Below are 7,759 nucleotides of genomic sequence, written 5' to 3' on the forward strand. Positions count from 1 at the left end.
CAGTGCGCCGTTGTGTGAGGATGCTGACATTCTTTTGTGTCATCCGCAGTCTCATCTGGATGCGATCTTGTCGGCTGCACCTGCGCGGGGGTCGGTGGCCTTGGATGCGGATACGCATATGTCACCGGGTTCGGTGGCGGCGGCGCGTCGTGCGGTTGGCGCCAATTTGGCTGCGGTGGATGCGGTGCTGGCAGGGGACGTTCAGAACGCCTTTGTTGCGATGCGCCCGCCGGGCCATCACGCAGAACAGGAAACGCCTATGGGGTTTTGTCTGTTTGGCAATGTGGCGATCGCTGCGAAACATGCGATGGAGCGTCATGGGCTGACCCGGGTCAGTATCGTTGATTTTGATGTCCATCACGGCAATGGCACACAGGCGCTTTTGTGGAACGAGCCGCGCGCGCAGTTCGTGTCCTCGCATCAAAGCCCGCTTTGGCCAGGCTCTGGTCACGCCAATGAGACCGGCGGGCACAACAATATCTGGAACCATCCTTTGCCGCCCTATTCCAGCGGCGCTGACATGCGTCGCCTTTATGAGCGCGAGGTTTTCGGCGGCATCGAGCGGTTTGAGCCCGAGTTGATCCTGATTTCTGCAGGGTTTGACGCCCATGCCGATGACCCGCTGGCGCAGCTCAACTGGCAGACCGAGGATTTTGCATGGCTGACGGAACGGCTGTGCGATCTGGCAAATCGCCTGTGTCAGGGCCGCGTTGTCTCGACTCTGGAGGGCGGATATGATCTGAGGGCCTTGGCCGCGTCGGTGGCGGCCCATGTTGAGGTCCTTAAGGAGAACGCGCAATGAGCGATACACCTGTTTCCGAGATGTCATTTGAGCAAGCGATGGCCGAACTTGAGCAGGTCGTGGGTCAGCTTGAGCGTGGCGATGTGGCGTTGGACGACAGCATCAAGCTTTACGAGCGTGGCGCAGAGCTGAAGGCGCGTTGTGAAGCCAAGCTGAAAGAGGCCGAAGAGAAGGTTGCCGCCATCACGCTTGACGGCTCGGGCGCACCATCGGGTCTGAAGCCGGTCGAAGGGCTGTAGCGTGTTCCAATCCCGTCTGCAGGACGCCGCGCTGGCGGTTGAAACCCATTTGAACGACGTGATGCGCGAGATGGGCGATCTGCCGGTGGTCGAGGCCATGCGCTATGCCACTGCGGGCGGCAAACGGCTGCGGGCGTTTCTGGTGTTGGAATCTGCGCGACTGCATGATGTTGCGGCCAGCCAGGCGATTTGGCCTGCGACTGCGATTGAAGCCATGCATGCCTATTCTTTGGTGCATGATGATCTGCCGTGCATGGACGATGACGATTTGCGACGCGGCTTGCCGACGGTGCACGTGAAGTGGGATTACGCCACAGCTGTTCTGGCGGGCGATGCGTTGCAAACCTTGGCGTTTGAGTGTGTTGCACACCCTGACGTCAGCGAAAGTGGTGCAGTGCGTGCGGATCTGGCGTTGACATTGGCCCGGGCTGCGGGTGCGCAGGGCATGGTTCTGGGGCAGGCGCTGGATATGGCGGCTGAAACCTCGCCGGTGCCTTTGACCTTGGACGAAATCACAGCATTGCAGGCTGGCAAGACCGGCGCGCTGTTTGCGTGGTCTGCGACAGCCGGTGCGCGCATGGCGGGGGCGGATATTGCGCCGCTTTTGACCTATGCGCAGGCTCTGGGGCTGGCCTTTCAGATCTGGGATGACGTTCTGGATATCGAAGGCGACGCGCAGAAAGTCGGCAAGACTTTGGGCAAGGACGAAAAGGCGGGCAAAGCGACTTTTGTGTCACTGCTGGGCATGGATGCGGCAAAATCTCGCGCGCGTGACCTTGTTGACACCTGTGCAAGAGCCCTAGATCCATACGGTAGCAAAGCCGATACCTTGCGAGAGGCCGCCCGCTTTGTTATCGCGCGTGACAGCTAAATTTAGGGATCAGCCATGTCGGCCAGACCAGACACGCCATTGCTTGATCGGGTGAATAAACCCGAAGATCTAAAGCACCTCAGCGACGCCGAGTTGGCGCAGCTTGCCCACGAGCTGCGGGCGGAAACCATTTCAGCGGTGTCCGAAACCGGCGGGCACCTTGGGGCGGGGCTGGGCGTTGTCGAGCTGACGGTTGCTTTGCACGCGGTGTTTGACACGCCCAAGGACAAGCTGATCTGGGATGTTAGCCACCAGTGCTATCCGCATAAGATCCTGACAGGCCGGCGTGACCGGATTCGGACGCTGCGGATGAAAGACGGTCTGAGCGGGTTCACCAAGCGGTCTGAATCCGTTTTTGATCCTTTTGGCGCAGCGCATTCCTCGACGTCTATTTCTGCGGCGCTGGGGTTCTCGGTTGCGCGGGATTTGGGCGGCACCTGTGACGGTGGCCTGGGCGACGCGATTGCGGTGATCGGGGACGGGTCGATTTCGGCGGGCATGGCCTATGAGGCGATGAACAACGCAGGCCATCTGGGCAAGCGGATGTTTGTCATTTTGAACGACAACGACATGTCCATTGCGCCGCCTGTTGGGGCGATGTCGTCCTACCTCAGCCGACTTTATGCAGGCGAGCCGTTTCAAGAGTTGAAAGCAGCGGCCAAAGGGGCTGTTTCACTGCTGCCAGAGCCGTTCCGTGAGGGCGCGAAACGGGCCAAGGATATGCTGAAAGGCATGACGGTTGGCGGCACGATGTTTGAGGCGCTGGGCTTTTCCTATCTGGGGCCGATCGACGGGCACGATATGGAACAGCTGTTGCCTGTGCTGCGTACGGTGCATGAACGTGCCACGGGCCCCATTCTGTTGCATGTGGTTACGCAAAAAGGCAAAGGCTATGCACCGGCCGAGGCCGCGCGCGACAAGGGCCACGCCACGGCAAAGTTTGATGTGCCCACCGGCAAGCAGCAAAAAGCGCCAAGCAACGCGCCAAGTTATACCAGCGTTTTCGGTCAGACTTTGACTGAAATGGCCGCCGAAGATGACAAGATCGTAGCGGTGACGGCCGCGATGCCTGATGGCACCGGGTTGAACCTGTTTGCAGAGCGATATCCAAGCCGGTGTTTTGACGTGGCGATTGCCGAACAGCATGGTGTGACGTTCTGCGCGGGCCTTGCTGCGGGCGGGATGAAGCCCTTCTGCGCGATGTATTCGACCTTCTTGCAGCGAGGGTACGATCAGGTTGTGCATGATGTCGCCATTCAGCGGTTGCCAGTGCGCTTCGCGATTGACCGCGCGGGTCTTGTGGGCGCGGATGGCGCAACGCATGCAGGCAGCTTTGATGTGGCCTATCTGGCCAACCTGCCAGGCATGGTTGTGATGGCGGCGGCGGATGAGGCCGAGTTGAAGCATATGATTGCGACAGCGGTGGCCCACGACGACGGCCCGATTGCCTTCCGTTATCCTCGCGGCGAAGGGGTGGGTGTCGAGCTGCCTGAGCGCGGCGAGGTGCTGGAAATCGGCAAAGGCCGCATGATCCAGCAAGGCAAACGTGTGGCGCTTTTGTCCTTTGGCACGCGTCTGGAAGAGGTGCGCAAGGCAGCGGAAGCTTTGGCCGCCAAAGGTATCACGCCGACCATCGCGGATGCGCGGTTCGCAAAGCCTTTGGACCGCGACATGATCCTGTCTTTAGCTGCCGATCATGAGGCGCTGATTACGATCGAAGAAGGTGCCGTTGGCGGCTTTGGTTCGCATGTGGCGCATCTGTTGGCCGAAGAAGGGGCCTTTGACGGCGGCCTGAAATACCGGTCGATGGTGCTGCCTGATATCTTTATCGATCAGGCAAGCCCACGCGACATGTATGAGGTCGCGGCGATGAATGCAGAGCAGATCGAGACCAAAGTCCTAACGACGCTCGGTATCGCGCAGATTGGCAGTCAAAGCGCCTGACGCGCTTTGATTTCTGGATTTGAACGCGCTGTTCTGACCTGCGCTAGGTTTCCTGTGCTTTTTCTTGCTCCAGCATCGCGTGCAGGGCTGACTTGAAGTCGGGATACTTCAATTTGACGCCCAGCTCGGTCTTGATGCGGTCATTGCGAACGCGTTTGCTGTCGGAATAAAAGCTGCGCGCCATAGGGCTCATGTCTGCCTCTTCAAATGGCACGGCGGGCGGAGGCTCCATGCCCAACAGTCGGGCGGCATACTCGATGACGACCTCTGGCGGCTGCGGGTCATCGTCACAGACGTTATAGATCCGCCCCGGATTGGGCACATTGATCGAGGCCAGCAGCACCTGCGCGATGTCTTCGACATGGGTGCGCGAAAAGATCTGGTTTTTCTTGATCACCCGCTGCGCCACGCCGCGCCGCAGTTTTGCAAACGGGCCGCGCCCGGGGCCATAGATACCGGCCAGCCGGAACACATGGACCGGCAGCCCTGAAATATTCAACCACTCTTGTTCCGCATGCACCCGGCGCTGGCCGCGTACCGTTGCTGGCTCTGTCGGGGACGTTTCATCGACCCAGCCGCCATCATGATCGCCATAGACGCCTGTGGTCGACAGATACCCGACCCACTCAAGCTTTGGCGCAGCGGTGACGATCGCGTCCTGAGCCAAACGCAATACTGGATCGCCGTCTGCATCTGGGCCTGCGGAAGTCAGGACATGCGTCGCCTCTGACAGCGCATCGGTGATGTCGCAGGGCCATAGCAAAGGCTCGACGCCCTGCGCGGTTAGGGTTGCGAATTTCTCTTGTTTGCGGGTCGTGCCGATCACGCGCCAGCCCATTGGAACCAAAAGGTCCGCGAGGACTTGGGCTGAAAAACCATGGCCGAGTGAAAGTAAGGTCTTGCTCATGCGCGCTAACCTGAGTGTTCGGGGCAGGGGTTACAAGGCCAAGGCGCTTGATTTTTCCTCCGTTCGCGAGTCAATTTCGTGCATGACCAAAGATCAGGCACCTAACCTTGGCGCGGCCTATGCGTTGCGTACCCCAGACGACTCGCGGCGGCTTTATGCGGATTGGGCCAGCAGCTATGACCGCGACTTTGTTGCCGGGTCAGGCTATATCCTGCATGGGCAGGTGGCGCGGGTGTTTGCGGATCAGGGCGGTCAGGGGCCTGTGCTGGACGTCGGGGCAGGAACAGGCGTTCTGGGGCAGGTTTTGGCGCAACACGGGGTTACACCGATTGATGCCACCGATATCTCGCAAGATATGTTGGACCAGGCGCAGGCCAAGAGCGTCTATCGCCGCCTTTTCACAGGCGATCTGACCGAACGGTTGCCAGTTCCCGATGGCACCTATTGTGGAGTGGTCAGTTCCGGCACGTTCACCCATGGCCACGTCGGGCCAGACGCGCTGGACGAGCTGTTGCGGATCACAGCAGCGGGCGGGATTCTGTGTCTGTCGATCAATGCAGAGCACTATGAGGCGCAAGGGTTTGCGGAAAAACTCGATGGCCTTGCGTCCCAGATTTCGGACCTGCAACTTCCGCAATTGCCGATCTATGGGCCAGAGAACACGTCGGATCACAGACATGATCTTGCGGTGATTGCGACGTTTCGAAAAACCTAGGGTTGCTCTGCCAGCATGTCTTGGGTGCGCCTGCACCGCATCCCCGCATAGAATGTGTCCAGAATATCTTCAAACACGGCTGGCGCGCCTTGGACGGCCTCAAAAAGCGTCGCCATGCTTTGCACTTTGCGCGCATCAATCGGGCCAAGGATCGCCTCGGGCGGCGTTCCCTTATGGGCCATAAGTGCCATGGACAGCTCGACAAGACGCCGTCCCAGCACGGGATGTGACAGATAGAACCGGGCTTCGGTCAGATCAGAAAGACCGTATTTGACTGACTTAACGGACGTTCCCAGCCCACGCAGCTGGGGCATTTCCCACCAAATCCAATGGCTCAGCTTTAACCCGCTGCGCAGTTCTTTCAGGGCTTTGGCGTGGGACAGCTCTTGTGGGCCTAAGAATCGTTCAAGATCAAATGGTTCGGTCAACGTCCCTTCCAAATGGGGTCCCGCTTTTCTGCGAAAGCACGCGCACCCTCCATCTGGTCCTCACTGGCATAAAGCACGTCGACCGTCCGCAGCTGACGATTGGTGATGCGGTTCAGCGCATCCTGGAATTTGCTGTCTTCGGCGTCGCGCACAACTTCTTTGATCGCAGCATAGACCAGCGGCGGACCAGACGCCAAGAGCCTTGCCAGATCCCAGGCGCGGTCCATTAGATCCGAGCCCGCGACGATTTCATTGACCAGGCCCCAACGGTGCGCCTCTTGGACATCAAACCAGCGTCCGGTCAGCAATAGTTCCATCGCGATGTGATAGGGGATGCGTTTGGGCAGTTTGATCGAGGCGGCATCGGCAACTGTGCCAGAGCGGATTTCCGGCAGGGCAAATGTGGCGTGATCGGCGGCCAGAATGATGTCGGCAGACAAGGCCAGCTCCAGCCCGCCACCACAGGCGATTCCGTTGACGGCAGCAATCACGGGTTTGTTCAAATCGCGCAGTTCCTGCAAGCCGCCGAACCCGCCGACGCCATAGTCTCCATCTACCTCGTCGCCATCCGCAGCGGCCTTCAGATCCCAACCGGGGCAGAAGAACTTTTCGCCCCCGCCCGTGATGATGGCCACGCGCAGGTCCGGATCGTCTCGAAACTCGGCAAAGACCTGACCCATGATGCGGCTTGTCGCCAGATCGATCGCATTTGCCTTGGGGCGATCCAGTGTCACCTCGAGGATCGCGCCATCGCGGCGAGTTTTGACAGGGCTGTCGGTCATGTGTCGTGTCCTTTCTCGGAAAACGAGGCCTGATTGTGTGTGGGCGCATCCAGACGCCGGATCAAGGCATCCACGGCAACGGCCGTGGTGGGGGTGCAAATCAACGGGTTAACTTCGATCTCTTCAAGCCCGTCCGCATGGGCCATAACATAGTCTTGCACGGCGCGGATGGCTGCAAGCACGGCCTCCTTGTCAGCCGGTTCAGCGCCCCGATACCCGTCAAGAAGTTTTGCGATGCGCAATTGCGCCAGCGCATCGGTGATGTCCGCATCAGAGGCCGGCACCAAAAGCGATGTCCCATCCTGCAAAAGTTCCGTCAGCGTACCACCCGCCGCAAGCGTCAGAACGAACCCATGCGCCGGGTCTTTGACAACGCCGATCAAAAGCTCGGCGATGGTGCCGTCGACCAATTCTTCGATCAACCAACTGTTGCAGGGCATAGACTGCGCAGCCGTGATGGCATCCTCGGCGCTGCCACGCGCCAGATAGACGCCGCCCATGTCTGATTTATGCGCCAAGCCCTCTGCCTTTACGACACAGGGCAGCCCGACCGAGGCGATCACATCGGCCAATTCAGACGCGCTCGCCGCCCGCTGCGATCGCGGAACGCGAAGGCCATGCTGCGCCAGATCCGCTTTGGCCTGCGCCTCGGATATGACCTGCGCAGGCACCACCGTCGGTGTTGGCAACAAAAGCGGATCCTGAGGGCCACGGCGCGTGCGCGCGGCGGCTTCGATGGCGGCCATGGCCTCGGTCAGACCGGAAAACGCAACGATCCCCGCGTCCATCAACCGTTCCGCCAAGGGTTCCGGCAAAAGCTCGGGCAAAGTGGCCACAAGGCCGAAATTTCCATGGCTTTGCTGTTTGGCTGCAATCAGGGCATCCACCGTGGCCAGCCAGTCTTCGGGGTCGCCGCGGTCTGTGCGCGGGATATCGATAATCAACAGCGTGATGGCCAGCTGTGGATCGGACATGGCTGCGAAAGTCTGGGTGAGCGCAGGCACATCGCGCCAGATATAAGTGTGGTAATCCAGCGGATTGGCCAGCGCGACCATCGGGCCCAATGCCGTG

General features: G+C 59.9%; 9 protein-coding genes. 5 read left to right on the forward strand and 4 right to left on the reverse strand.

The features are described from left to right. The 4 genes from ACEQWH_RS15580 to dxs all read left to right on the forward strand — a co-directional run. The coding region (locus ACEQWH_RS15580) for a histone deacetylase family protein (protein WP_370232384.1) at positions 1–802 on the forward strand (802 nt) is incomplete at its 5' end. Further along, entirely contained in the window at positions 799–1,041 is a 243-nt protein-coding gene (locus ACEQWH_RS15585) for an exodeoxyribonuclease VII small subunit (protein WP_370232386.1), read from the forward strand. The genes ACEQWH_RS15580 and ACEQWH_RS15585, both read left to right, overlap by 4 nt. A gap of 1 nt (position 1,042) precedes the next feature. Beyond that, complete coding sequence (locus ACEQWH_RS15590) at positions 1,043–1,912, forward strand: polyprenyl synthetase family protein (RefSeq protein ID WP_370232388.1); 870 nt, start codon at positions 1,043–1,045, stop codon at positions 1,910–1,912. Positions 1,913–1,927: 15 nt separating this feature from the next. Beyond that, positions 1,928–3,856: a 1-deoxy-D-xylulose-5-phosphate synthase gene (gene dxs / locus ACEQWH_RS15595; RefSeq protein WP_370232390.1), complete on the forward strand. Its 1,929-nt coding sequence runs from the start codon at positions 1,928–1,930 to the stop codon at positions 3,854–3,856. 43 nt (positions 3,857–3,899) lie between these two features. Here dxs and ACEQWH_RS15600 read toward each other — a convergent pair whose 3' ends face one another. After that, positions 3,900–4,763, reverse strand: coding sequence for an SDR family oxidoreductase (locus tag ACEQWH_RS15600; protein ID WP_370232392.1), 864 nt, complete (start codon positions 4,761–4,763; stop codon positions 3,900–3,902). Between the two features lie 82 nt (positions 4,764–4,845). On the opposite strand from ACEQWH_RS15600, the gene ACEQWH_RS15605 reads away from it, so the two are divergent. Next, entirely contained in the window at positions 4,846–5,478 is a 633-nt protein-coding gene (locus ACEQWH_RS15605) for a class I SAM-dependent methyltransferase (protein WP_370232394.1), read from the forward strand. Here the strand turns inward: ACEQWH_RS15605 and ACEQWH_RS15610 are convergent. From ACEQWH_RS15610 to ACEQWH_RS15620, 3 genes are all read right to left on the reverse strand, one after another. Continuing rightward, entirely contained in the window at positions 5,475–5,906 is a 432-nt protein-coding gene (locus ACEQWH_RS15610; RefSeq protein WP_370232395.1) for a DUF1810 domain-containing protein, read from the reverse strand. The two genes, ACEQWH_RS15605 and ACEQWH_RS15610, sit on opposite strands and share 4 nt — an antisense overlap. Further along, entirely contained in the window at positions 5,903–6,688 is a 786-nt protein-coding gene (locus ACEQWH_RS15615; RefSeq protein ID WP_370232397.1) for a carnitinyl-CoA dehydratase, read from the reverse strand. The genes ACEQWH_RS15610 and ACEQWH_RS15615 overlap by 4 nt, the downstream gene beginning before the upstream one ends. Further along, on the reverse strand, positions 6,685–7,759 hold a 1,075-nt coding region (locus ACEQWH_RS15620; RefSeq protein ID WP_370232399.1), incomplete at its 5' end, for an acetate--CoA ligase family protein. The genes ACEQWH_RS15615 and ACEQWH_RS15620, both read right to left, overlap by 4 nt.

It is taken from the genome of Cognatishimia sp. (assembly GCF_964229375.1).
Lineage (GTDB): Bacteria > Pseudomonadota > Alphaproteobacteria > Rhodobacterales > Rhodobacteraceae > Cognatishimia.

Excerpts from the sequence above, each read along its gene's own strand:
- ACEQWH_RS15585 (WP_370232386.1), top strand. The coding sequence starts at position 799 with ATGAGCGATACACCTGTTTCCGAGATGTCATTTGAGCAAGCGATGGCC.
- dxs (WP_370232390.1), top strand. The coding sequence starts at position 1,928 with ATGTCGGCCAGACCAGACACGCCATTGCTTGATCGGGTGAATAAACCC.
- ACEQWH_RS15600 (WP_370232392.1), bottom strand. The coding sequence starts at position 4,763 with ATGAGCAAGACCTTACTTTCACTCGGCCATGGTTTTTCAGCCCAAGTC.
- ACEQWH_RS15605 (WP_370232394.1), top strand. The coding sequence starts at position 4,846 with ATGACCAAAGATCAGGCACCTAACCTTGGCGCGGCCTATGCGTTGCGT.
- ACEQWH_RS15615 (WP_370232397.1), bottom strand. The coding sequence starts at position 6,688 with ATGACCGACAGCCCTGTCAAAACTCGCCGCGATGGCGCGATCCTCGAG.